The sequence below is a fragment of the Ruegeria sp. CDSA236 genome (genome assembly GCF_059611285.1).
The window spans coordinates 13,949-39,068 of the sequence record NZ_JBXWPG010000017.1 but is presented as its reverse complement, the minus strand read 5'-3'; the positions used below and the strand labels follow the sequence as shown (position 1 = coordinate 39,068).

20 protein-coding genes are annotated in these 25,120 nt (G+C 58.2%); 12 read left to right on the top strand and 8 right to left on the bottom strand.

Features of this window, described 5'->3' with window-relative positions; genetic code table 11:
- Positions 1 to 15: 15 nt before the first annotated feature.
- The 6 genes from AC2FLB_RS19815 to AC2FLB_RS19790 all read right to left on the bottom strand — a co-directional run bounded on the left by AC2FLB_RS19815 (position 16) and on the right by AC2FLB_RS19790 (position 7,231).
- Positions 16 to 1,320 (bottom strand): NAD(P)/FAD-dependent oxidoreductase, encoded by a 1,305-nt coding sequence (locus tag AC2FLB_RS19815; RefSeq protein ID WP_496709924.1) that lies wholly within the window; start codon positions 1,318 to 1,320, stop codon positions 16 to 18.
- Entirely contained in the window at positions 1,317 to 1,991 is a 675-nt protein-coding gene (locus AC2FLB_RS19810) for a TetR/AcrR family transcriptional regulator (RefSeq protein ID WP_496707682.1), read from the bottom strand. Before AC2FLB_RS19810 ends, AC2FLB_RS19815 begins: the two co-directional genes overlap by 4 nt.
- Positions 1,992 to 3,536: a trimethylamine methyltransferase family protein gene (locus AC2FLB_RS19805; protein WP_496709923.1), complete on the bottom strand. Its 1,545-nt coding sequence runs from the start codon at positions 3,534 to 3,536 to the stop codon at positions 1,992 to 1,994. It lies immediately after the preceding gene.
- A gap of 2 nt (positions 3,537 to 3,538) precedes the next feature.
- Positions 3,539 to 5,941, bottom strand: coding sequence for a GcvT family protein (locus tag AC2FLB_RS19800; protein WP_496709922.1), 2,403 nt, complete (start codon positions 5,939 to 5,941; stop codon positions 3,539 to 3,541).
- 111 nt (positions 5,942 to 6,052) lie between these two features.
- Positions 6,053 to 6,682 (bottom strand): glutathione S-transferase, encoded by a 630-nt coding sequence (locus tag AC2FLB_RS19795; protein ID WP_496709921.1) that lies wholly within the window; start codon positions 6,680 to 6,682, stop codon positions 6,053 to 6,055.
- 18 nt (positions 6,683 to 6,700) lie between these two features.
- Positions 6,701 to 7,231, bottom strand: a complete 531-nt coding sequence (locus AC2FLB_RS19790; protein ID WP_142639381.1) for a class I SAM-dependent methyltransferase — start codon at positions 7,229 to 7,231, stop codon at positions 6,701 to 6,703.
- Between the two features lie 200 nt (positions 7,232 to 7,431).
- On the opposite strand from AC2FLB_RS19790, the gene AC2FLB_RS19785 reads away from it, so the two are divergent.
- From AC2FLB_RS19785 to AC2FLB_RS19765, 5 genes are read left to right on the top strand one after another with little or no spacing between them, the layout of a single operon-like run.
- A complete protein-coding gene (locus tag AC2FLB_RS19785) occupies positions 7,432 to 9,204 on the top strand; it encodes an ABC transporter ATP-binding protein (RefSeq protein ID WP_142639379.1) in 1,773 nt (590 codons plus the stop codon).
- Positions 9,197 to 11,107 carry an ABC transporter substrate-binding protein gene (locus AC2FLB_RS19780; protein ID WP_281973447.1) on the top strand — a complete coding sequence of 637 codons (1,911 nt, stop codon included), beginning with the start codon at positions 9,197 to 9,199 and terminating at the stop codon, positions 11,105 to 11,107. The genes AC2FLB_RS19785 and AC2FLB_RS19780 overlap by 8 nt, the downstream gene beginning before the upstream one ends.
- Before the next feature lie 14 nt (positions 11,108 to 11,121).
- Entirely contained in the window at positions 11,122 to 12,150 is a 1,029-nt protein-coding gene (locus tag AC2FLB_RS19775) for an ABC transporter permease (protein ID WP_271951540.1), read from the top strand.
- On the top strand, positions 12,147 to 13,301 hold the full coding sequence (locus AC2FLB_RS19770) for an ABC transporter permease (protein WP_142639373.1): 1,155 nt from the start codon (positions 12,147 to 12,149) through the stop codon (positions 13,299 to 13,301). Before AC2FLB_RS19775 ends, AC2FLB_RS19770 begins: the two co-directional genes overlap by 4 nt.
- The gene (locus AC2FLB_RS19765; protein WP_496709920.1) at positions 13,298 to 14,641 is read left to right on the top strand and encodes a CoA transferase; all 1,344 of its coding nucleotides are present in this window, start codon (positions 13,298 to 13,300) and stop codon (positions 14,639 to 14,641) included. Before AC2FLB_RS19770 ends, AC2FLB_RS19765 begins: the two co-directional genes overlap by 4 nt.
- Before the next feature lie 91 nt (positions 14,642 to 14,732).
- Here AC2FLB_RS19765 and AC2FLB_RS19760 read toward each other — a convergent pair whose 3' ends face one another.
- Positions 14,733 to 17,108, bottom strand: a complete 2,376-nt coding sequence (locus AC2FLB_RS19760; protein WP_496707689.1) for a mechanosensitive ion channel domain-containing protein — start codon at positions 17,106 to 17,108, stop codon at positions 14,733 to 14,735.
- A gap of 368 nt (positions 17,109 to 17,476) precedes the next feature.
- Here AC2FLB_RS19760 and AC2FLB_RS19755 point away from each other — a divergent pair, with 368 nt between their 5' ends.
- Genes AC2FLB_RS19755 through AC2FLB_RS19725 form a run of 7 tightly spaced genes read left to right on the top strand, consistent with a single transcriptional unit; the run spans position 17,477 to position 23,973 of the window.
- Positions 17,477 to 18,691 (top strand): glycosyltransferase family protein, encoded by a 1,215-nt coding sequence (locus AC2FLB_RS19755; protein WP_185956733.1) that lies wholly within the window; start codon positions 17,477 to 17,479, stop codon positions 18,689 to 18,691.
- Complete coding sequence (locus AC2FLB_RS19750) at positions 18,688 to 19,935, top strand: glycosyltransferase (protein WP_496709919.1); 1,248 nt, start codon at positions 18,688 to 18,690, stop codon at positions 19,933 to 19,935. Before AC2FLB_RS19755 ends, AC2FLB_RS19750 begins: the two co-directional genes overlap by 4 nt.
- Entirely contained in the window at positions 19,935 to 21,011 is a 1,077-nt protein-coding gene (locus AC2FLB_RS19745; RefSeq protein WP_496707692.1) for a glycosyltransferase family 4 protein, read from the top strand. Before AC2FLB_RS19750 ends, AC2FLB_RS19745 begins: the two co-directional genes overlap by 1 nt.
- On the top strand, positions 21,008 to 21,592 hold the full coding sequence (locus AC2FLB_RS19740) for a histidine phosphatase family protein (RefSeq protein ID WP_496709918.1): 585 nt from the start codon (positions 21,008 to 21,010) through the stop codon (positions 21,590 to 21,592). The genes AC2FLB_RS19745 and AC2FLB_RS19740 overlap by 4 nt, the downstream gene beginning before the upstream one ends.
- Positions 21,589 to 22,737 carry a glycosyltransferase family protein gene (locus AC2FLB_RS19735; RefSeq protein ID WP_496709917.1) on the top strand — a complete coding sequence of 383 codons (1,149 nt, stop codon included), beginning with the start codon at positions 21,589 to 21,591 and terminating at the stop codon, positions 22,735 to 22,737. The genes AC2FLB_RS19740 and AC2FLB_RS19735 overlap by 4 nt, the downstream gene beginning before the upstream one ends.
- The gene (locus AC2FLB_RS19730; protein WP_496709916.1) at positions 22,727 to 23,500 is read left to right on the top strand and encodes a polysaccharide deacetylase family protein; all 774 of its coding nucleotides are present in this window, start codon (positions 22,727 to 22,729) and stop codon (positions 23,498 to 23,500) included. The genes AC2FLB_RS19735 and AC2FLB_RS19730 overlap by 11 nt, the downstream gene beginning before the upstream one ends.
- On the top strand, positions 23,497 to 23,973 hold the full coding sequence (locus AC2FLB_RS19725; protein WP_496678904.1) for a class I SAM-dependent methyltransferase: 477 nt from the start codon (positions 23,497 to 23,499) through the stop codon (positions 23,971 to 23,973). The genes AC2FLB_RS19730 and AC2FLB_RS19725 overlap by 4 nt, the downstream gene beginning before the upstream one ends.
- Here the strand turns inward: AC2FLB_RS19725 and AC2FLB_RS19720 are convergent, their stop codons facing one another.
- A complete protein-coding gene (locus AC2FLB_RS19720) occupies positions 23,974 to 25,113 on the bottom strand; it encodes an alpha-D-ribose 1-methylphosphonate 5-triphosphate diphosphatase (RefSeq protein ID WP_496709915.1) in 1,140 nt (379 codons plus the stop codon). It lies immediately after the preceding gene.
- Positions 25,114 to 25,120 lie beyond the last annotated feature (7 nt).

Sequence of the window (25,120 nt, the reverse complement as noted above, 5' to 3'; positions counted from 1 at the left end):
ATCAGGACGTGTCGGCTAGCCCAAAACGGAAAAACTGCTTTCTTTGTTGATCGGGCGCTTGCGGGAATAGAAACCGACGTCGATTGTGCGTCCAATATAGGGCAGTTCAAATTGTAGCGGCGCACTGTCATGATCCGCCCCGTCTTCGCAATACCCGATCAGCGCCGTCATCATCTTGCCTGCAATCGGCGCGTTCTTGTACTGATTTCCACTGGATCCGCAGGCCATATAAAAACCGGGAAGGCTGGATTTGTCATAGATCGGAATCCAATCCGTAGACGCATCATATAGGTCCACCACACCGCGGGTCTTGGAAGGGATGCCAAGGCTGGGCACTCTCTGGGCATAGCGCATCGCTTGCGTCGTCCACTGGTCGGTAAAGTCACGATTATAGGTTACGTCATCTTCGCACCATTGATGTGGGTCGCATTCGGGGTCTTCCGAGCCCACCAGGATGTGGTTGCCATGCTCTGGCCGGCAATAGCAGGCGATATCGCTGTCCGACACGATTGTCCCGTCATTTTCAAAGTCAAACCCCTCGGGCGCAGGGACGTGAACGACCTCTTGGCGCAAGGGGCGGGTCTGAATGGTCATGTCATCCAGAACATCGGCCATCCCGTTGATGATGGCCGAACCCGGCCCGGCTACGTTAACCACAACTTTCGCATGAATGTCTTCTCCCGATGCCAACCTGACACCAGAAACTCGCCCGCCATCAGTCAAAATCTCGACCACTTCGGCCCCGGTTCGCACTTCGGCCCCGTGCTGTTTGGCGGCGTCCATCAGGTTCTGTGCGGATAGGGCCGGATCGGTGACATACCCGGCTTGAGGCCAGTAAACGCCGCCTTGCATCTTGCGTCCGTTGGGCTGCCCAAACTCGGGGTCATCCATGCGACGAGCGGGGGCAAAACTGTCCTGCGAATAGACCGGCAGCCGGTCGGTGACCTGTTCCGGGGACCATTCCTCGAACGGGCAATTCAGCGCGGAACTGTTCTTCATGTGTTTTTCCAGCAGCCCGTTCGCCTCGGTCTTCATGACCAGACAGCCGGTTTCGCGGAATTGGGCCAGATCGGCGGCTTGCGGCAGGCCAAGATACTCGGCCCAGTCGCGCCAATAATGATAGCCTTCCCAGGCGAATGCCGTGCCGTCAAAGGTGGAATAATGCATCCGGATGATCGCGCAGGACCCGGCGGTTGAGCCATGGCCAACCTGAGCGTTCCGGTCCAGAGATACGGTTTTCCACCCGGCCTTGGCCATTTCGAACGCGATGGCCGCCCCGATCACGCCTGTTCCGATGATGATTGCATCTGGTTGACTCATGATGGCTCTCCTTTCCAGTGATGGCGCGAATAGGCGCTGAATTCTTCCACTTCCTCTGGCCTCGGCTCGACCCCGGTGAAGACATATAGATAATGCGGCACCATTGATATCCGCGTGGACATCGGTTCATTCAGCTGCGCCAGATCGTATCCTATCTGCATGTAATACAGCACGCGCGCGCGGGTTTCCGCCTCGACCTCGGAATAGCCAAAGCGGGCAAACATGGCGTGCAGCGCTAGCAACCGTCGGGCGTCAGACTGGTCCAGCGCGCGCCGCACCTTGCCCGATTTGCGCGCCCAGTCGCGCACCGCGAAATCCAGCGCGGTGTCAAACAGGTCGGAATTGACGACACAGCGATGCACATTGCACACCGCACCGGTTATCGTCTTTGCCGGAGCTTCAGCCTGCGCGACCAATGCCGCGGTATTGGTGGCCTGCCACCGTGCCAGAAGAGCATCCAGCAGTTCCTGGCGCGATTTGAAGTACCAATAGAAGGACGACCGAGACACGGCCATCCGTTCCGCCAGATTCATCACCTTGATCTGATCGACCCCGTCCGAGATTAGCACATCCAACGCCACGTTCAGCCAGTCGTCGCGCGTGACCTTGATATTGCCGATCAGCGGTTCAGCTTCCGGATCGTCCCGGTGCAGGATGGGTTTCGTATTCATTTAACTCTCCGGCGGCGCGCCGCCCGCTTCGGTACGTTTGGCAATAAAGTCTTTCAGCGCGCCTATCTGGTCGCTGTTTTGCTCAGGTGGCTGAAAATTGGCCAAGATTTCCTTCCATACACCGGTCGCACGACTGTTTGCGTCCAACGATCCACGCTCGGCCCAGGTGCCGAAATTGGCATAATCATGGACATGTGGCTCGTAGAATTCTGTATTGTAGCGTTCCATCGTCTGGCTGGATGCAAAGAAATGTCCGCTGGGCTCAACCTCGCTTAGCGCAGTGCCGAACCCAATTTCAGCTTCGCCAGCCTGCGCCCCGGCGCACAGCTCGGCCACCATGTTCAACACTTCGGCGTCGCAGACCAGTTTTTCAAAGGACACAGTCAATCCGCCCTCTAGCCATCCCGCCGAGTGAATGATCACCGTTGCCCCGGCCATCAGGCACCCCCACAGGCCAAACTGGTTTTCATTTGCCGCCTGCACATCATTGATGTTTGAAGCCGACCCCGCAGCCGAGCGCCACGGCAGGCCCAGATGCCGCGCCAACTGCCCGGCCGCCAGTGAGGCCTGAAAATGCGAGGGCGTTCCAAAGGCCGGAGCACCGGATTTCATGTCCACATTGCTGGTGAACGTCCCATAACACACCGGCGCGCCGGGACGCGCCAATTGCGTCAGAGTCAGTGCGGCCAACGCCTCGGCATGGGACAGGGTGATGGCCCCCGCCACCGTGATCGGTGCCATCGCCCCCATCAGCGTAAAGGGCGTGATGATTGACATCTGCCCGTGGCGCGCAAAGTCGATCAGCCCCTGCGCCATCGGTATGTCCAGCGTGCGCGGGCTGTTCGTGTTGATGATCGTATAGCTGTACGGGTGGGTCCTAAATTCGTCATCCGACAGGCCTCGCGCGGTCGTCAGCATCTCAAAGCAATCCATCACCTGCGGTGTCCCGCGCGAGAAGAAGAATGGGAACTTGTCTGTCAGCTCCATCTGCGCCTGCGTGGTGAAATAGTGCCGCAGAGGGGTCGGCACATCCTGCGGTTCAACCTGAGGCGAGATCATCTGGAACACGTCGAAATGATGGGTGAGCTTCAGAAATTCCAGATAGTCCTGCCCGGTCGCCGGGCGACGTCCGCGTTCCAGATCAGTGGCATTCGGCGCCCCTGCCCCCGGTTGGAACACAAGGCTGCCCAGTTCCAATGTGAAATCCCGATGCGACGCACCGGCTCGGCAGGTGATGGATTTCGGGGCCGAGGCAACGGCGGCCTCGACCATGTCGCGACCAATAAAAACCATTTCGCTATCGACATCCACGCGCGCGCCAGCTTTGGCAAAAATGCTCCGCGCCTCAGGCAGCAGCACCTTGATGCCCAGCTTTTGCAACAAACGCAGCGCGGTTTCGTGCATGTCAGCGATCTGATCCGCCGGAAACACCTCCATCACCGGGAATGGATTCCTCAGCTGGCGGTAGTTGACCTTGCGGTTGGTCACAGGCGCGGCATCAGCGCCACGCCCTCGCCTTCGTCGTCCACGTTCGGGGTTGGTCATTGTCAGCCCCGCATCGCTTTGCCCTGTGGATCATAGGGCGACGGCGCGATGACCCGCGCAGGTCGTTCGACCCCAACCACATGGACAGACAGTTCAGTGCCTGGTGCGGCCTTGTCACGATTGACCAGCGCCATCGCCAGGGACTTGCCGGTGTAGTGGCCATAGCCGCCCGAGGTGACAAAACCCACGTGCTCTGCCCCTGACCAGACAGGTTCGTATCCGCTGGCATCTGCGTCCAGAGCATCGACCTCAAGCGTCACCTGAACCTGCGCAGGACCATTGCCATCGCGTTCGGCCAAGGCGGCCTCTTTACCGACGAAATCTTTGTCCCAATCGATCCAGCGATCCATACCCGTCATGCCCGGCGTGTAAAGCTGAGTGAATTCAGCCGACCAGATGCCAAAGCTTTTCTCAAGCCGCGTGGACAGCATCGCGTTGAACCCACATTCACGAATGCCCTCATCAGCCCCGGCCTCAAGCAACATCCGACGCAGCTTGATGTGATCGCCATAGCGGCAGTTGATCTCATAGCCTTTTTCACCTGTGACTGACATGCGCGCAACGCGAGCCCTGACAAGACCGATATCAAAATCACTACAGCCCATGAATCTCAGGCCGGAGATGTCTTGCTCGGCCAGTTTTTCGATTACCTCCTGCGATTTTGGCCCGACCAGACCGAACCCGCAATACTCCTCGCCCAGATCGCGAACCTCGACTCCGTCGATCATATGATCGTCGAACCAGCGCATATGCCAGGCGCGCAGGTAATAGCTGCCCATGATCCACCAGGTGCCATCGCCCCAATTCAGAACGGTCAGATCCCCTTTTAGCCGCCCATTCTCACCCAGCATTGGCGCCAACTTGGCCCGTCCCGGCGCGGGCAGTTTCGAAGCCATCACGCGATCCAGCCATAGCTCGGCATTTGGCCCGGTGACCTCGAACCGGGAAAAGCCAGAGATGTCCATCAGGCCGACGCCCTCGCGGATCACCTTGCATTCCTTGGCCACGATGTCATGCGCGTTTGATCGCTTGAGGGTCGGCGTTTCTTCGAACCCTTTCGGCGCGAAGTACAGAGGCACCTCAAGGTCCCAGCTGACACCCCATTTGCATCCCGCTCCAGTCATCGCGTCATGAGCTGGCGCCATCTTCAGCGGACGACCGGCAGGCAGCTGTTCGTTCGGATAAGTCATCACGAAACGGCGGGAATAGAATTGCCCGGTGGTTTCACGAATATAGCGTCTGTTCTGGGCAAAATCGCCATAGCGGGCAATGTCCATCGGCCATGCATCGGCCTCGGGCTCGCCATGGATCATCCACTCAGCCAGCGTTTTGCCAACGCCGCCGCCCTGCAGGAACCCGGCCATGACAGCGCAGGCGGTCCAATACCCGCGTTTGCCTGGAACCGGCCCGACCAGCGGGTTACCATCAGGCGAGAATGTAAACGCCCCGTTGACCCAGGTTTTGATGCCGACATTCTGGATCGACGGATAGCGTTCAAAGCCCAACGTCAGTTCATTCTCAATCCGGTCAAGCTGCTCCTGAAACAGTTCCTCGCCATAATTCCACGGCGCGCCGTCCATGGCCCAATGTTCATGGTCGACCTCATAGATACCGACCAGAACGCCCTTTTGGTCTTGCCGCATATAGGTGAACCCCTCGAGGTCCACGGTCATTGGCATCTCAAAATCCGCCGCCGCCACTTCGGGCACTGTATCCGTGATCAGATAGTGATGTTTCAGCGGCGACACTGGCAGCTCAACCCCCGCCATGCGCCCGACCTGCTTGGCCCAAAGCCCCGCGGCATTGACCACGTGCTCGCAAGTTATTGTGCCCCTGTCCGTCACGACCTGCCAGCCATCATCGGTCTGGATCAATTCCTCGACCTTGGTCTCCTCGTAATACTCGGCACCGCGTTTCTTGGCTGCAGTTGCATAGGCCTGAACCGTACCGGTCGTGTCGATATAGCCCTCTCGATCGGCCCACATCGCGCCCAACACGCCGTCGGTCGACATGATTGGGCAGCGCTTTTGCGCCTCTTGTGGGGTCAGCAACTCGCAATCATCGATGCCGATGGACTGGAAGATACGATAGTTGGCCTGCAGCCACTCCCATCGCTCGGGCGTTCCAGCCAAAGTCAGACCACCAGTCATGTGCAGGCCGATATTCTGCCCGGATTCCTTTTCGATCTCGCTGAGAAGGTCGATTGTATAGGCCTGCAGCGATGCCATGTTCGGATCCGCGTTCAGCGCGTGAATACCGCCCGCCGCGTGCCAGGACGATCCCGACGCCAATCGCCGCCGTTCCAGCATGACCACATCTGACCAGCCGAATTTGGCCAAGTGATACAGAACCGAGGCGCCCACAACGCCGCCACCGATGACCACAACGCGATACTGAGATTTCATTATGCTCTCCCCTGCATGACTCGAGGGAGACGCTAGTGATACTGTTCACACCTGTCTAGACATTTCTGTACAGTGCAAGTGGGCAAGTTTAGACAGCTCAATTTCAACACCTTAAAGCTGTGCGCTTGGACGCGAAGCAATCTTGTCGAACCAAGACAGCGTCGCGGTATTTTCCTGTGGAATCCGCATCTTGATCACGCGGGCAAAGTCAACAAACACAAAGGTCGAGATATCGGCCAGCGTGAACTCAGCCCCCGCAACAAACGCGCTATCCTTCAGCCGCGTTTCAAGCAAATCGAAAAACCGGCCAACCCGGTCCATGCCACGCTGTGCCAGCTCGGGTATCTGCGCATAGTTCGCCGGGCCCGGAATCGCCCGATCCTTGAACGCGGGATGGGTGTTGCGCAGAGCCTCGGCAATAGGCACTCCACCCTGCTGCTCGACAATGCTGTTCCACATCAGGACCAGCCCCTTTTCATCTGGAGTACGTCCCATCAAAGGTGGTTCGGGAAAGCGCGCCTCAAGATAGGCGGCAATGCCCAGGTTTTCGGTCAGCGTTGCACCCTCATCCGTCACCAGAACAGGGATCGTCGCATTGGGATTTACCGCAAGGAAAGCGCCATCCAACTGTTCCGCCTTTGCAATCGAGATATTGCGCGTTTCAATCTCCAGCCCTTTTTCCGCGATGAACATGCGCGCGCGGCGCGGGTTTGGAGCGGTCGTGCAATCATAGAAAAGCATTTGGTATCCTTCTCGCGCTTAGCGGCGGTAGATAAAGCAACGTCCGTCCACCGCATGTTCAGGCAGCGGGATTTCGGTCAGGTTTTCGAAATACATCCGGTCGCTGGACACCATCAGCCCACCTTCTGCCAACAACGGTTCTATCAGGGGGGAAACCAACCGCGCGAAAGCATCGTTCTTGTCCCTGTTATGGCCGCCAAGATCCGCATGGATCAAACTGGCCGTCGCCCCAAACCGTTCAAGTGCCGCAGGCAGAGTCTCACGCACATCCCCCAGAATCACCAGATCCTCGGGCGGGGTAGAGTCCGGATGAGAGGCCACGGCGCGTTCGAACACATAGACCGGACGGTTTTGAATGTACTGAACCATGTGATGATAAGTACGACCATTCCCTAATCCCAACTCGAACACCGGACCGGACATGGTACTTGTCTGTGCAATGGCATGGTCCAGGCAGGCACGCTGCGACACCATACGGTCGATGAACAGGTCAAGACGGCTTTGGGGATCGGGCACTGGGAAATCTCTCCTTGATATTTGACGACACATAACCTGTGACCGACATCGCATGTGATGACAAATCCTCAAGGCATTGTGTAGGCAAATCGGCCTCAGTTTCACGTTTTCGCGACATTTCACCCCAAGAACGGGTTTGACTATACAGGCACAACCGCGCGAAACTGAGACAAAAAACACAGGGAGTTGATCAAGCCTATGCCGAGCTACGGCCTAACGGGTGGAATACCCGCATGACTGCGTTGTTGTCTGTCCGGGACCTCAGCATCGGATTTGGCGCCGGAGAGTCTGTGGTTCAAGGCGTCAACTTCGACGTCGAAGCGGGACAGACACTTGCGCTTGTGGGTGAATCAGGGTCGGGGAAAACGATCTCATGCCGGGCTGCTTTACGCATTCTTCCCCGAGCAGCCCAAATTCGAAGCGGTACGATTACTCTGAATGATTCTAAAGGCATGGAGGAACTGACCCAGATCAGCGAACGTCAGATGCGCGGCATTCGTGGCAATCGGATCTCGATGATCTTTCAAGAGCCGATGCGCTCGCTCTCTCCCCTGCACAAAATTGGCAATCAGGTCAGCGAAGTTCTTTGGCTGCATCGCAATGCCTCCGAGGCACAGGCCCGCAAAACGGTTCTGGAACAGTTCGAACGCGTGGGTTTTCCAGACCCTCAGCGCGCCTATGATTCTTACCCGTTCGAGCTGTCCGGCGGGATGCGCCAACGCGCCATGATCGCTATGGCCATGGTTTCCAAACCGGAATTACTGATCGCGGACGAGCCGACGACAGCATTGGACGTTACGACACAGGCCCAGGTGCTGGGGCTGATCAAAGAGCTTCAGCGTGAAACGGGAATGGCACTGATCCTTGTGACCCATGATTTGGGGGTCGTCGCCAATATGGCCGAACAGGTCGTGGTCATGCACAAAGGCCGCGTGATGGAGGCTGGAGCTGCGGCACCGATCCTGACCAGCCCTGCTCACCCCTATACCCAACAGTTGTTCAACGCCGCGCCCGAGATTCCGGATCAGGACGCGGTTGGCATCCCGATGCCCGACGAAGATCTGATCCTTCAGATGAAGGCCGTGTCGAAAACCTATACGATGCGATCCAGCAAGGGCTGGCAGGGCGAACGCCTGATCTATGCCTGCCGCGGAGTCGATCTGAACCTCGCGCGGGGCAAGACGCTGGCGATCGTCGGCGAAAGCGGCTCGGGCAAAACTACGGCCGCCCGCATCGCACTAGGGGCTGAGCCGCCTGATCCGGGCGGAGAGGTTCTGTTTCGATCCTCCCCCGATGAAGAAGCAATCACCGTTCACAAGATGACCCGGACCCAGCGCACCGCGTTTCAGCGCAAGGCGCAGATGGTGTTTCAGGATCCCTACAGCTCTCTCAGCCCTCGCATGCGCATTCAGGATGCGATGACCGAACCGTTGGAGATTCACCGTATCGGATCGACCGCCGAGCAGCGCGAAAAAGCGGCCGAGATGCTGACACGTGTTGGCCTGAACGCCGATATGCTGAAACGCTATCCCCATGCTTTTTCCGGCGGCCAAAGACAGCGCCTGTCGATTGCCCGCGCAATGATGCTCGACCCTCAGCTTATTGTCTGTGACGAACCCACTTCGGCTCTGGACGTGTCGGTTCAGGAACAAATCCTGACATTGCTGGAACATTTGCAGGACAGCCTGAATTTGTCGTATTTCTTCATCTCGCACGACCTTGCGGTTGTTGCACGCATTGCCGACGAAGTTGCTGTGATGCGTCGTGGGCTTGTCGTGGAACAGGCCCCGCCCGAGACACTGTTTTACAACCCTCGTCACCCTTACACCAAGGCACTGATTGCAGCGCAACCAGAGCCCGACATCAACCGCCCCATCGACCTGAATTTGGTTGCTTTGGGTGCTGGTTCACCTGACAGTTGGGATGACGCCTTCCGATTTACCGACTCCGTGGTACCTTCATTGGTAGAGATGGAGCCCGGCCATAAGGTACGATGCCATGTTTAAGACCACTCGCCCGCTGTTACTGGCCGTTGCGCTGGCCGCAACATGGGCCCTGCCCGCCACGGCAGACATGCCCGAGTTGCAAGAAAGTACTTTCTGGGAAACCGAAGTGAATGCGGGGAACCTTCCCCCCATACAGGACCGAATTCCCGCCGAACCCCTGATTGTGGATCTTGCTGCAAAAGGCAGGGAATTCGGCAAACAGGGCGGCACTTTGCGCACAATGATTACTCGGTCCAAAGACATCCGGCAGATGGTGGTTTACGGATATGCCCGCCTTGTTGGGTTCGACCAGACCTATCAGGTCGTTCCAGACCTGCTTGAATCCTTCCAGAACGACGACAACCGCAAATACACCCTCAACCTGCGTGAAGGTCACAAATGGTCGAATGGCTCTCCGTTCACTTCCGAGGACTTCCGATACTGGTGGGAGGATGTGGCAAATAATGAACTGCTCAGCCCGTCGGGACCACCGGATTTTCTGATCGTCGAAGGCAAGACTCCGACCGTGACCTTCCCCGATGAAACGACCGTTGTGTTTGAATGGGAAGATCCCAACCCCGGCTTCCTGCAGGCTCTGGCACAAGCGCGCCCGCCTTTCATCTACCGCCCTTCCGAGTTCCTGAAACAGTACCACGAGAAATACGCTGACGCAGAAAAGCTTGCCTTTCAGGTTGAAGATGCCCGCGTCAAAAGCTGGGCAGCTTTACACAACAAACTCGACAACCTTTACAAGTTTGACAACCACGAGTTGCCAACTTTGCAGCCCTGGTTGAATGCAAGTTCGGGCAAAAAGATCCGTCACAACTTTGTTCGCAATCCCTATTTTCATCGCATCGACAGCCATGGGGTGCAGCTTCCCTATATCGACGTGGTCGAGATGGAGATCGTGGCCGGGGGTCTGGTTGCTGCAAAAACCAATGCTGGCGAATCCGATCTACAAGGGCGCGGACTGGCGTTCCGCGACGCTTCGATCTTGAAAAAGGGCGAGGCTGGTGGAGACTACAAAACCTTGCTGTGGAAAACCGGGGTTGCCTCACAGATCGCGATTTACCCCAATCTGAACTACGAAGACGAAGCATGGCGTGCCGTTTTGCGTGACGCGCGTGTTCGTCGCGCGCTGTCTCTGGCAATCGACCGCAAAACGATAAATCAGGCGCTGTATTTCAAACTGGCCCATCCCGCCGCGATGTCGGTCTTGCCCGCTTCGCCCTTCTTCAACGAAGAAAACGCAAAGGCATGGGCACAGTACGACATCGAATTGGCGAATGCGCTGCTTGACGAGGCCGGCCTGACCGAGCGCGACAAAGACGGCACGCGACTGTTGCCCGATGGCCGCCCGATGGAGCTGGTCATCGAAACCGCAGGTGAGCGGCAAGAGGTCGAAAACGCCTTGCAAATCGTCACAGACACATGGCGCGACATTGGCGTCGATCTTATTATGCGCCCATTGGACAGGGACATTCTGCGCAACCGAGTGTTTGCCGGCAGCACAATGGCGTCCGTCTGGTTCGGCTGGGATGACGGCATCCCGCAACACCACACCTCACCAGCTTATCTTGCCCCTACCGATCAGGTGTTTTTGGCCTGGCCAAAATGGGGGCAGTACTATCAGACTGGAGGCGATGTTGGCGAGAAACCCGATATGCCTGAGGCCGAGCGCCTGATGGAACTGGCCCATAACTGGGAGGTCGCCTCGACTGATGAGGAACGCAAGGCCGCATGGGATGAGATGCTGAAAATCCACGCTGACCAACTTTATGCCATTGGCATTCTGAACGGTGCGCCTCAGCCTATCGTCGTATCGAACCGCCTGCGCAACGTCCCCGAGCAGGCCATGTGGGCCTGGGAACCCGGCGCACATTTCGGCATTCACCGGCCGGACGAATTCTTTTTCGCCGACTGATCAGGAGCAGCCACATGGTCATGCTGCGCTATGCAGTCTATCGCTTTTTCACGATGCTGCTGACCCTTCTTGTGGTGTCGGTTCTGGTATTCGTGATTATCAACCTGCCCCCGGGCGACTATCTCAGCAATCAGATCGCGGAACTGCAGGCGTCCGGACAATCGGCGGGTGTGGCCAAGGCAGAATTCCTGCGCGCGGAATATGCGCTGGATCGCCCCATGTGGGAACAATATCTGATCTGGATCGGTTTCTGGCCTGGCCCGCATGGGTTCGATGGGCTGGTGCAAGGCAACTACGGCTGGTCCTTTGAATTTGACCGCCCTGTCGCAGAAATCGTGGGCGACACGCTGTGGCTGACCGTCGTGGTCAATCTGGCCGCCATCCTGTTCGTATATGCAGTGGCCCTGCCCCTGGGTGTTCTTGCAGCCGCGAAGTCGCGGACCTGGATCGACTATACCTCGGCCTTTGTGGGCTATTTGGGTCTGGCAACGCCGAACTTTCTACTGGCACTGATCCTGTTCTACTATGGGCACCGCTATTTCAACCTGCCAATCGGAGGCCTGATGGACCCGTCCTTTGAAGGGCTGCCGATGAGTTGGGAAAAGCTGAAATCCATCCTCGTCCATTTGATCGTACCGACCTTTGTGATCGGCACATCTGGCGCCTCGGCGATGATGCAGCGACTACGGGCGAATATGCTGGATGAGCTGGGCAAACCCTATGTGGAAACCGCAATCGCCAAAGGCATGGCCCCGTCGCGGATGCTGACCAAATACCCGCTGCGCGTGGCCTTCAACCCCTTTGTCGCGGATATCGGAAACCTGCTGCCTTCGATGGTGTCCGGTTCGGTTCTGGTATCGGTTGTTCTGGGCCTTCAGACAATCGGCCCGACATTGCTGACCGCGCTGAAAACCCAGGACCAGTTCCTGTCCGCCTTCATCCTAATGTTTGTGGCTTTGCTGACACTGATCGGTACGATGATCTCTGACATTCTGCTGGTCATGCTGGACCCGCGCATCCGATATGAGGGGCGTGAAGCATGACCCAACATCCTGATGGTCGCTATGTCGACGACGCACCATTCGATCCCGATGCCGCCCTGCAACAACTTGAGCGCGCCGATTTGGATGCTCCGAACTGGATTCTGGTCTGGCGCAAATTCCGAACCCACAAGCTGGGCCTGATTTCCGGCGTCTTCCTGTTGCTGTGCTATCTCATGCTGCCCTTTGCGGGTTTCATCGCGCCTTATGGCCCGAATGAACGTAATGACGAGCACCTCTATGCCCCGCCGCAAAGCATCAACTGGTTCCATGAGGGCGAATTCATCGGCCCCTATGTCTATTCGATGGTGGCCGAGGCGGATCTGGAGACCTTCCAGTGGAAGTTTGTCGCCGACACCGACACCCCGCGGCCAATCAAGTTTTTCTGCGAAGGGGCCGAGTACAAGCTGGCGGGTCTGATCAAGTCGGACACGCATCTGTTCTGCGCACCTGAAGACGCGACTTTGTTCCTATGGGGGTCGGATCGGCTGGGCCGTGATGTATTCAGCCGTATCCTCTTTGGCGCCCAGCTGTCATTGACGGTGGGTCTGATCGGGATTTCAGTGTCCTTCTTTCTTGGTATCCTGTTCGGCTCGATTGCGGGATATTTTGGCGGCAGAATCGACTGGGTGATTAACCGTATAATCGAAATTCTGCGCTCACTACCTGAATTGCCCCTTTGGCTCGCGCTATCAGCGGCGGTCCCCTCGAATTGGAGCCCGGTCGCGGTATTCTTCATCATCTCAATTATCCTGGGGATTCTCGACTGGCCTGGCCTTGCGCGATCTGTTCGTGCCAAATTCCTATCGCTGCGCGAAGAAGAATACGTACGTGCAGCCGAAATGATGGGAGCAAGCTCGGGCCGGGTGATCCGCAAGCACCTGCTACCCAACTTCATGTCGCATCTGATCGCATCGGCAACCCTGTCGATCCCGGCAATGATCCTGGGCGAAACGGCGCTCAGCTTCCTTGGGCTTGGGCTGCGCGCCCCGGCCGTCAGCTGGGGTGTGATGCTGAACGATGCGCAGAACCTTGCGTCGATCGAGATCTACCCCTGGACGGCCATCCCGATGCTGCCGATCATTGTCATCGTGCTGGCATTCAACTTTCTGGGTGACGGGCTTCGTGACAGCCTGGATCCATATCAGCAATGACGCTGTTATCCGTGCTGCCATCACCCGAAGGGTATCGGACAACCGGCACCGGAGCGCGACCCAGCGTGTATGCAGTCTCCGAACTGGCGACCGCCAGCTTTGCGGCTGTTGGTCAGGAACTGGCACGCCTGATGGGCGCGCTGAACCTGACCCAAAGCCCGCCCGAGATTTTGGTCGATCACCGGTTGGCGTCTCTCTGGTACGGATATTCTTTCAAACCCGATGGCTGGGAAATGCCCAACCTCTGGGACAGTATCGCCGGTGATTACCTTGCCAATGACGGTTGGATCAGATTGCACACGAACCTGCCTCAGCACCGTGCGGCCGCCCTGAAAGTCCTGAAGGTCAAAGGAGATCGGGACGCGGTTACAAAGGCTGTTGCAACTTTGTCGGCGGCCAGTCTTGAAAACGCTATCGTGGCTAAGGGTGGTGTCGCAGCCGCCATGCGCAGCCGCGGGGAATGGCAGGATCATCCACAGGGGCGCGCGGTTTCACGAGATCCGCTGATCGGGTGGCACAAACCCCGACAGATTACGCTTCGCAATCGGCCACAGGCAACGGCCAAGCGCCCGCTGGCAGGTCTGCGCGTGCTTGATCTGACCCGCGTTCTGGCCGGTCCGGTTTCAACTAGAACTCTGGCGGGGTTCGGGGCAGAGGTTCTGCGCATTGATCCTCCGGACTGGGACGAGCCGGGTGTGATCCCGGATATTTCTCTGGGTAAGCGCTGTGCATATCTGGACCTGAAATCCCCCGCAGGGATCGAGTTGCTACACGGCTTGCTGACCCAGGCGGATGTCTTCGTTCACGGCTATCGCCCTGGCGCACTGGACGCGCTGGGCCTCACCCAAGCCAAACGGGACGAGCTTGCCCCGAACAGAGTAGAAGTCACACTGAATGCCTATGGCTGGCAAGGCCCATGGTCTTCGCGGCGCGGATTTGACAGCCTCGTACAGATGAGCAGCGGGATTGCCGATGCAGGTCGGGTATGGGCCGGTGCAGACAAGCCGACACCCCTGCCGGTGCAGGCGCTGGACCACGCGACTGGATATCTGATGGCTGCCGCCGTCCTGTCAGCATTGTCCGAAGCCGCGAAGGGTGCGCCGATCATGCAGGCCCGATTGTCGCTGGCACGCACGGCTGACCTGCTGACCATTCTAGGCAAGTTCGACACCAAGACAGAAATTGGCGCTTCGGTTCCTGCGGATTTCACGACCAAGACCGAAACCTCTGGATGGGGACCTGGTCACAGGTTGAAGCCCGCGCTCTCGGTTGGTCCGGCCCAGATGTCGTGGGACCTGCCCGCAAGCAAGCTGGGCACGTCGAGCGCCACCTGGTCATAGCCCTACGCCCTCGCCGGCAGCCGCGCGGTCCGGCCCAACGCTTTGGAAGGGGTCTCGTCAGAGACGCAGCCCAAAGAGGCGGGAGCGGTCCCTAGCGGTCGTCGCCTCCAGGACCGATATCGTCCAGATAATCCTCGTCGATGGCCGCATGCACTGCACCAGTCACCGCTTCGCGTTCCTGCGGTGTCAGGTTTTCGGCCTCTTTTCCGTCGGCAAGCCTGACGGTCACCTCACGATGAGCAAACTTGATCCCTTCGCGAGCAAACAATTCGCGGATATCCTGATAGACCTTCTTACGCACCAGCCACTGATCGCCCGGCTTGGTCATGAACTTGACCCGAATGATCATCGCCGAATCCTGCATTTCGATCACGCCCTGCGATTTCAACGGCTGGATAAAATTATCCCCAATCACCGGATCGCTCAAAAGCTCTTGGCCCAAATTTTTGATGAGTTTCCGCACTTTTTCGACATCGGTGTCATAGGTCACCCGCAGGGGCAACTTCATGATCACCCAATCACGCGAATAGTTAGTAAGAACCTTGATTTCGCCAAAGGGGATCGTATTCAGTGCGCCCAGATGGTGCCGCAACTGGAACGACCGGACCGAGATTTTCTCGACCGTCCCCTTCACATCACCGATGTCGATATATTCGCCTTTGCGGAAGGCATCATCCATCAGGAAAAACGCGCCCGAGAAGATATCTCGGACTAGCGTTTGCGACCCGAACCCAACGGCCAGACCCACGACACCGGCACCGGCGAACAGCGGGCTGACATTGATTCCCAATTCCATCAGGACAATCAGAACGATGGTCACAACAACAACCGCCAGAATTGCGCCACGGAACAATGGAAGCAGTGTCGCAAGACGGCTTTGCCCGCCTTCCCCGCCCTCGTCGCCCAGTTCAACCTCTCCACCGGCTACGTCTTCTTCCTCAGCAATCTTGGTATCAATCCAGACACGGAAGAAATGGAACAAGATATAGCCCATGAACAGGATAACCATCACGTCCAGAGCCCGTTCAATAGGCAGGTCTTCGCTCCAGCTTGCGTCCGGATTCCAGATTACGACCAGAGCATATAACCCGACGACAAATGCCAGGATACCGGCCACACGTCGCGCCAGATCCTCATAGGTGACGATCGAGTGCTTTCTCTTTTCAGCTTGCGGGGTTTGGGGAATCTCATCCTCTTCAACGCCGGCGCCAGTCTCTGTGTTCAGCTCTTCAATCTGGCGATTGCGGACGAAGTAGCGTTCAAGCAGATAGTTCATCGCGCCATAGGCAATGACCACAGACATGAAGATGGCATAGCTGCTGGCAACAATCGGAATGGAATTCTCGTTCTCAAGCACCAGATCAACAGCCAGTTTGAACCAGCTGAACACGATATAAACTGCCAGAACCGGCGCCCAGGCAATCGATATCAGGCGCAAAATCCAGGATACCTGTTCCTTTGACCGCCCGCCTCGGATCGCGTTCGAGATGGCGCGCGCGTTGAACAGAATCATCAGAACATTGCCCAAGGCGCCAAACATGGTCAGGCCGCCATAGACCATCGCATAGACATTGTAGTTCAGACCAAAATCCGCAACCCAGGTAGAAAACAATACTACCGAGATATCATATGTCGCGATTGCCGAGGCCCAGACGTAAAGGCGTTTTGCCTCCCGGTCGGAAAAGGGCGGCAGCCGGTACTGACTGAGGTAAGGAGACAACACCATACGCCAAAGATCGGAAACTGTGCGTGCAAGAAAGAAAGCCGTGAATATGGCGGTGGTCGTGAACTGAATCGAAAGATCTTCAGCCTCGCCAAAGATCAGATAGCCCACGATCAGGGCCATCAGCATCGCGAAGATCGTGGCCCCAACACCCATGAAAAAGCGAAAGACCAGAAAGGGCATTTTTTCGCGATAGCCTTGCGGATCTTCTTTTGACCGCGCCACCACCAGCCTTTTTGCAAGACGCTTGCCGTAGATTTCTATCGACAGCCAGCGCCCCAGAAGAAGGAAGAGTATATTCCAGCCCAACACTTCGACATAGGTCTGTATTCGGCCGTCCGGGCTGGTCTCTCGCAAAACATATTGCACTTCGAAGATCGAATACGGCAAAGCCTGCAGGCGCGACTCCATCGACTCGCGGAACTTCGAGAACCGCTCTTGCGCCTTCATCAACTGTGACCCTTCGGACATCGGGTCATGGGCGATATCGTCGTGCGTCGAGGCGGTATTGCCACCAGATGAGACAAGCTGACCGGCGCTGTCGATGACAATGACGCTTGCACCCGCTTCGGTGGCCGATCGGATCGCGTCAGCCAGATCGCTTTCCTTATCTGCCTCGGATGTCGTGCCAGACCCCGAGCCATACCCGGGTATAAGCGAAGTCTGCGCCGTCGCTTCCGACCCCAGAGATAGCATAGCCACCCAGACGAACAGGGCCATTGCAGCCAATAGGTTAAATCTCATGAATTCTCGCTTCCGGGTCGCATGTTGTGGCAGGTTACAGAAGCTTTCCGAACACTTCAATTTGTGCGCCGCTGCGGTCCCGATAAAGTGCACAGGCGTGTTCCGGGTGCAATGAGTTGGAATCGGATGTTTTCATCCGCTTCAAAACTGAATATGACGGGCTGGGCATACACTTTCGGGCAAGCAGCTAAGGTCTTTGCGCAAAAACGAAAAGGCACCTTGCGGCTTACCAGAGGAATGGCTGACGTTTTACGCAGTCCCTTCCAGTCGGCGGGTCACAAGGCCCTTTGGCAAGACGGGTGAAAGACGATAAGCTAACAGGTGCCGATGCGCGGACCGACACCAAGACACTTAAGACAGGCGAAGGCATGAGCCTAGGAAGACAAAACGATACTACTGGCCGCGCGCCACGGATCCTGTTCTACAGCCATGACACGTTCGGGCTGGGCCATCTGCGCAGGTCTCGTGCACTGGCCGCCGCAATTACGCAGGCGGATCCAACGGCATCATCCCTGATCCTGACCGGATCGCCCGTCGCTGGCCGGTTCACATTTCCGCGCAGGGTCGACCACGTGCGTCTGCCTGGCGTGACCAAACGGGCGGACGGGTCATACGCGTCTCAGACAATCGGGATGGGGATCGACGAGGTGACCGAGTTGCGATCGGGGCTGATTCAGACCGCCGTTCAGCAGTTCGACCCGGACATTCTGATCGTAGACAAAGAACCCACCGGGTTCCGCGGCGAGCTATTGCCAACACTCGAAAACCTGTTGCTCTCGCAGCGCACCAAACTGGTGCTGGGTTTGCGTGATGTTCTGGATGAACCCGAAGTTCTGGCCGCAGAGTGGGAACGGAAAGAGGCAACTGCAGCGACCGAAAGATTCTATCATGAAATCTGGGTTTACGGACTGCGTTCGATCTATGATCCGACCAAGGGGCTGCCTCTGAATCACGCGGCCCAGTCGCGCATTCACTGGACTGGCTATTTGCGTCGTGATCTGGGGCCAATCGGTACCCCACCGGAACAGCCCTATATCCTGATTACCCCAGGTGGTGGTGGGGACGGCAAGGCGATGGTAAACTTGGTTCTTTCGGCTTACGAAAAGGACCCCGACCTGTCACCACGAGCGGTATTGGTCTATGGCCCGTTCCTGTCTGGTGATCTGCGGGACGAATTCGAAACCCGTGTGGCCGCCTTGAACGGGCGTGTGACCGCCGTCGGCTTTGAATCCCAGATCGAAACGCTGTTCCACGGCGCGGCTGGCGTCGTCTGTATGGGTGGGTATAATACGTTCTGCGAGGTCCTGTCCTTTGACAAACGCGCCGTCATTGTTCCACGGACCAGTCCGCGTATGGAACAGTGGATCCGTGCCTCACGCGCCGAGGATCTGGGACTGATCCGGATGTTGGACGAGTTCCGTGACGGGCTAACAACCGATTCCATGGTCCGTGCCATTCGCGATCTACCACATCAGCCATTGCCGTCTCAGGCCATTGAACAGGGCCTGCTGGACGGGTTGGACTATGTCACCGGGCGCATTGAGGTATTGCTGAATCAGGAACAGGAACGGGCAACCGGATGACCGCAGGCGCATCCAATCTGGCGGTGTTGGTCAAAGGGTGGCCGCGCCTGTCCGAAACGTTCATCGCGCAGGAACTTGTTGCTCTGCAAGAGGCCGGCCATCAGTTCGACATCTGGTCCCTGCGTCATCCAACCGATGTGAAACGGCATCCGCTGCACGACAGGTTTCGTGGCCAGGTTCGATATCTGCCGGAATATCTGTATCAAGAACCTCAGCGCATATGGGCTGCCCGCGAACAAGCGCAGTGCCTTCCGGGATACGGCGCGGCCTATAAGATCTGGCGCGCTGATTTGCGCCGCGATCCCACGCATAACCGCATCCGTCGGTTCGGTCAGGCCAGCGTTCTGGCTGCGGAATTGCCCGCCAGCACACAGGTTCTCTATGCGCATTTCATGCATACGCCCTCGTCGGTCGCGCGCTATGCCGCGATCATGCGCGGCCTTCCGTGGAGCTTTTCAGCCCATGCAAAAGATATCTGGACGTCACCGGATTGGGAAAAATCGGAAAAGTTGCACTCCGACACTTACGGAGCAGCTTTTGGTGCAACCTGCACCGCGATCGGCGCCCAGCATCTGCGCAGCCTAGCCGACGATCCGGCACGGGTTGAACTGATCTATCACGGGCTGGATCTGGGCCGCTTTCCAGCCCCGCCGGAACGCGGCTTACGCCCCGCTGACAGCCCTTTTCATATGCTGTCCGTTGGGAGGTTGGTCGAAAAGAAAGGCTTTGATCGCCTGATTGATGCATTCGCCATGCTGCCGGACGATCTTGACTGGCACTGGACGCATATCGGCGGAGGAAGCCTGAGCGATACCTTGCAGAACCGGGCCGCATCGGCCGGGTTGTCCGGGCGCATCACCTGGAAAGGGGCCTGTGACCAACCCGAGGTCATCGCCGCGATGCGCACAGCAGACCTGTTTGTTCTGCCCAGCCGGATTGCCACAGATGGGGACCGGGATGGCTTGCCCAATGTGTTGATGGAAGCCGCCTCGCAATATCTGCCGATCCTGTCGACCCCCGTTTCTGCGATTCCTGAGTTTATCGAGACAGGCACGCATGGCGTCCTGACGGATGACGATCCGGTCGCGCTGGCAAATGCGATTGCACAGCTGGCGGCCAACCCCGCGCAGGCTGCTGGTATGGCGGGCGCTGCCTATGATCGCCTGATCGCCGAATTCCGCATGGACCCGGGCATAGCGCTTTTGTCTGCCAGGTTAAGCGCGCTGGGCGCGCATAAGAGCTGATGCCGCGCATCGCCTTCTATGCCCCGATGAAATCCCCCAACAGCCCGGTGCCGTCGGGGGACCGGGAAATGGCCCGAAATCTTCTTCTGGCAATCCAAGCCCGAGGGGATGCGGTGGATCTGGCCTCGGACCTACGCGTATTCGACAAGCACGGCGACAAAGAGGTCCAGGCCAAGCTACGCCATGAGGCTGATGCCGAGGTGCTGCGCCTGACCTGCGACCTGCCTGCTGACACTGCACTATGGGTGACCTATCACAATTATTACAAGGCCCCTGATCTGATTGGACCCCGTGTAAGTAAAGCGCGAAACATACCCTATGTTCAGCTTGAAAGCACCCGTGCCTACAGCCGCCTTCAGGGGCCATGGTCAGAGTTTGCCCAAGCGGCCCATCAGGCCTGCGACGCGGCCCGGGTGATCTTTTATCACACCGCCAAAGACCTCATCACGCTGGAACGCGAGCAGTTCGGAAATCAGGCGCTTGTCGAGCTTCCGCCGTTTCTTCCCGCCTCCTCGCTGCCGCACGCCTCTAGCTGCGATGGCCCGATGCTGGCCGTGGGCATGATGCGACACGGCGACAAGCTGGCCTCTTACCGGGTGCTTGAACAGGCACTGCGCCACCTGCCGGGCGATTGGTCCCTGTCTATTGCGGGCGATGGTCCCGCCCGCGCCGAAATCGAAGCGCTGATGGCCAAGTTTGGCACTAAAGTCCGGTTTCTGGGGCAACTTGATCGCGACGCGCTGCGCAAGGCTTATGCTACCGCATCCCTGATGGTCTGGCCCGGCGTGAATGAGGCCTATGGCATGATCTATCTAGAGGCTCAGGCACATGGTATCCCCGTGGTTGCACAGGACAGGCCGGGCGTTCGGGATGTGCTGATGCCGTCCGACTATCCTTCGGTTGCGGATGGGCCCGTAGGGCTGGCCGCAAGGCTGCGCACTCTTCTGGACAATCCGGCACTGCGGTCTTCTCAAGGCAGCCAATCGGCCGCATATATAGCCGCGCGCCACCTGATGCCCGATGCAACTAATCGGTTCTGGACGGCTGTTGATCCTTTGCTGGAGGCATCCACATGAGCAAGCTCGCCCTATTGCGCCACGGGCATACGGCGTGGAACCGCGCCGGGCGTATTCAGGGGCGCAGCGATATTCCATTAGATGAACAGGCTCAGACAGAACTGGCATGCTATTCCCTGCCCTCCCCTTGGGATCAGGCTATGGTCTGGTCCAGTCCCTTGGCGCGTGCGGCCCAGACGGCAAAACTGGTTTCAGGGCGCGAACCGTTGAAGTCCGAGGCCCTCACAGAAATGAACTGGGGCGCTTGGGAGGGGCAGCACGGCACCGATCTCATTGCCGATCCCGCAAGCGGTTATCGCCATATCGAGGATTGGGGTTGGGGTTTCCTACCCCCCGGAGGTGAAAGCCCCGGCGAAATTTGGCAGCGGCTGGAACCTTGGCTTGCCAGTCTTGGCGAAAATACCGTAGCCGTTTGCCATATCGGTATCATGCGGGTCATTCTGGCCCGCGCCTGGGGATGGGATTTTGACGGCCCCGCCCCCTTTAAGATCAAGCGCAACCGCCTCTATATCGTGGACATGGAGTCCATGCGCCCCGAAACTGACCCTATCCGTTTGATCCGGCAGGAGACCCGCATATGAGGGTGATGATTGTTGTGACCCATCTGCTGGGCACCGGACATCTGAGCCGCGCACTTACATTGGGCCGGGCCTTTGCCGCTGAGGGTCACAAGGTCTTGCTGGTCTCGGGCGGAATGTCCGCGCCGCAGCTGGACCATACCGGGATCGACTTGCTAGGGCTGCCGCCATTGCGCTCAGACGGCACCAATTTCACGCGATTGCTGACGCAAACGGATGAGGTCGCAGATGCTGCCTATTTCGACGCTCGCAAGGTTGCCCTGACAGAGGCGCTGCGGAGCTTTGCTCCGGATGTATTGATAACCGAGCTTTACCCCTTTGGCCGCAGATCCCTGGCGGATGAGTTCGACGCCCTGTTGGATGCTGCCCACGCACAGCACACCCGACCGGTTATCTTGGGCTCTGTCAGGGATATTTTGGCACCCCCGTCCAAACCCGCCAAAGCCCAGCGCACTGAAGAGATCATTCTGAACCGCTATGACGGTGTCCTTGTCCATTCAGACCAGAATATGATCCCGCTGGATGTAAGCTGGCCAGTCTCGGAACGTCTGGCGCATCGCCTGTTCTATACCGGGTTCGTGGCCCCTACGGCACCGACCCCGCATCCCGAAGGGATTGGTAAAGGTGAGATTCTGGTAAGCGCTGGCGGTGGGTCGGTGGGCGAGCCTATCTTTCAGGCGGCCATCGAGGCCGCACCAAAGATGCCCAACAGGCGCTGGCGCCTGTTGGTAGGCGGGCTGGACTCCGCAGCACGCATAGAACGCCTGACAGCAGGTGTTGGCGACGCCCCTGTCACGCTGGAACCGGTGCGCCCGGACTTTCGACAAATGCTGCCCTTGGCCGCCGCATCGGTCAGCATGTGCGGCTACAACACGGCGTTGGACATTCTGCAGTCTGGCGTACCCTCGGTTTTCATCCCCTTCGACGACGGAAGCGAAGTCGAACAGACCTTGCGCGGCCAAAGCCTGTCGAAGCTCAGCGCAATAGACGTATTGCCAAGCGACAAGTTGACCGGAGATACCCTGGCGCAGGCTGTCGAGGCCGTTCTGGCCGCCCCCGCGCGGCCAAGTGCCGGTCAGGGTTTTGACGGGGCTGCAAAATCTGTCGAGATTGTACAATCACTTTTGGATCACGCCCATGACCGGTGATTGGCACCCCCTGATGACCGAGCTTGATATGTGGCGACGCGACGGGCTGTCTCTGCCGCTGTGGTGGAGGGATGATGACGCGGTCTGTGTCACGCCACAGTTGGAACGTCTGGAGGCGCTGTCCGCATCACTGGAACTGCCGGTTCATCTGGCGATTATTCCGCGTGACGCAGATGAAGATCTGGTTACCCATGTCGAAGGCTCGCCCGCATTGATACCGGTGGTCCATGGCTGGGCCCATCAAAACCACGCTCAGAAAAGTGAGAAGAAATCAGAGTTTCGACTGCATCGCCCCTTTCAGGACATACGCAACGATGCACGAGCCGGGCTGACCCGGCTACAGACCCTGTTTCCCGACAAGCTGTGCCCAATGTTCGTGCCGCCGTGGAACCGTATCGCCTCAGAAATGGTGCAGGAACTGCCGGGCCTGGGATATCAAATCCTGTCCACTGCGACGCCCCGAAAGGCAAAGATGGCGGCACCTGGCCTTATGCAGGTCAACACGCATCTGGACCCGATCGACTGGCGCGGGTCACGGGGGTTGGCCCCTCGGGACAAGCTGATCGCTCAAGCCACAGATCTGCTGCGGGACAGGCGCGAAGGGCCTGCGGACAATACCGAGCCGTTTGGGATCCTGACGCATCACCTGGTGCATGATGAAGATATCTGGTCCTTTACGCAGGACCTTCTGACGCGGTTTCTGGATGGTCCGACGACCGTCTGGACCGCCCCAAAAAACGATAAATCACGGAGACCCGAATGAGCCGATTGGATTCAATGCTGCGCCGCCTGACGGCCCAACGCGACGGGCTGAACTGGGCGGTCGATCAGATTATAGATACGAGCGGCGATATACTGGACATGGGTTTGGGGAATGGCCGCACCTATGATCACCTACGTGAAATTCTACCAGACCGGCGCATCTGGGTCATGGACAGGGTTTTACAGTGCCACCCGTCCAGCACCCCTCCGGCAGAGGATTTTCTGCAGGGCGAAGCGGGTCCTATGTTAAAGAAACTAGCAGCCGGTGGCCCGAAAATAGCATTGGCACATTACGATTTCGGGCGCGGTATCAAGCAGGATGATGTGACTGAGGCGGCGATGCTCAGCCCGCTGATCGCTCAGGTCATGCTGCCCGGTGGGCTGCTGATATCCGGCCAACCACTGGTTGGGTTTGAACAGATCACCGGACCGGAGACCATCGCACCCGACCGATACCTTTTCTACAGGGCCTGATCAGGCCACACGTCGCCCTCGCGACCACACTCCGTTCAGGGCAGGCGCCCCTTCACGCATCCGGAACCGAATGACGTCGGCGCGCGCGCCTGCGCGCAGCTCGCCACGGTCTTCCAGCCCGACCACCTGCGCCGGGGACATCGTAACGGTCCGCAGTCCACGGGCCATGTTGCCCCACATCTCGCCCAGCCGTGCCGCCGACAGCAACAACGCGGCCGGCACATAGTCCGATGACAGAATATCCAGGTGTCCCAGATCGGCCAGTTCTTTGGCGGCGACATTCCCCGAATGTGACCCGCCCCGGATTACATTCGGCGCCCCCATCATCACCTTGATCCCGTGATCATGGCAGGCCCGCGCCGCCTCGACCGTGGTGGGGAACTCGGCCAGCCGGATACCGTGGCCCGCTGACACATGTACCTGTTCCCGGGTGGTGTCGTCATGGCTGGCCAGCATGGCCCCAAAACGTTTGGCCGCTTTTACGGTTTCCACCTCGTGCTTTTCGCCGTTCCTGTCCCTCATCGCCTTGAGGTCCGTGACATGCTGCTGGAATTCCTTGCCCTCCAACCCCAGCTTTCCTTTCAGATAGCTTTCGAGCTTTGAGATATCACGGAATTGACGCTGACCGGGCGTGTGGTCCATCAGTGACACCAGCCCAACACGGTCCTCGAGGCCGAATTCATCCAGTTCTTCGACCAGCGTTTCTGAACACAACTCGGCCCGCAAATGCAGGAAATGGCTGATTTTTAAGGCGTCTTGCTCTCGTAACTGCCACAGCTCGCGGGACAGGCCACGTGCGTATTTGTTGTAGCGCGGACCAGTCGGGATCGATCCGACGCGCATCGCATCGAACACGGTTGTGATGCCCGTGCTGGCCAGTTCGGCGTCATGGGCAAGAATTGCCGCCGCATGGGGCCAGTCGACCTTGGGGCGGGGCTGGATATGACGTTCCAGATTGTCTGTGTGTAGCTCGACCAGACCGGGGCTGACATAGTCACCCTCACAATCGATTGCACCGCTTGGAACCGCCGCGCCTGTATCGATCTCGGTGATGCTGTCGCCCTGAACCCGGACGCTGCCGGTAATGGTTTCGTCGGGCAGGATCAGCGTGGCATTGGCAAGGATCAATTCTTCTGTCATCTGAACT